The organism is Virgibacillus sp. M23, from assembly GCF_034190895.1.
Classification (GTDB): domain Bacteria; phylum Bacillota; class Bacilli; order Bacillales; family Amphibacillaceae; genus Virgibacillus; species Virgibacillus salarius.
The window spans coordinates 1-440 of record NZ_JAWDHA010000270.1 but is presented as its reverse complement, the minus strand read 5'-3'; the positions used below and the strand labels follow the sequence as shown (position 1 = coordinate 440).

Annotated in this window: 1 protein-coding gene; it reads right to left on the bottom strand. The window is 29.3% G+C overall.

The window, feature by feature from the left end; all coding sequences use genetic code 11:
• Nucleotides 1-351 precede the first annotated feature (351 nt).
• Nucleotides 352-440: hypothetical protein (locus tag RVS70_RS22490; protein ID WP_321134950.1), on the bottom strand; the 89-nt coding region annotated here is incomplete at its 5' end.

Here is a 440-nt window from a genome sequence, read left to right as displayed (position 1 = left end):
ACGTTACTCTTTAAATACCTGTCGTACAGCTGCCATAAACCTGATTACTGTTATTTATAGAACATACTTATATTGTATGAAGTAAACAAATACTAGGCAACTTGCAAAAGTTTCATTTTAAATGCATAGTAACTCGTTAGAAAGTCTCTCTCATATATTGATAACGGGTAATAACAGTCCTTTATAAATGTTTATTTGTGAAAATTTTTTTAATTTCTTGTCAAAAACTCATTTTTTATGTGACTTATGATCCATAATCTCTTTAAGCATAAAGAAACAGGAGATGGAATACCATCTCCTTTAATTGACAAATAATGATTTCAATGCTGTTTGAAGCTGCAAATCATTTTTTTAATCTGATTTTTTATTTTCTATCTGATGATTCAGTGCCTCTGCAGTACGTGTGTCGATTACACACGATTTATTCAGCTTATTTTGAT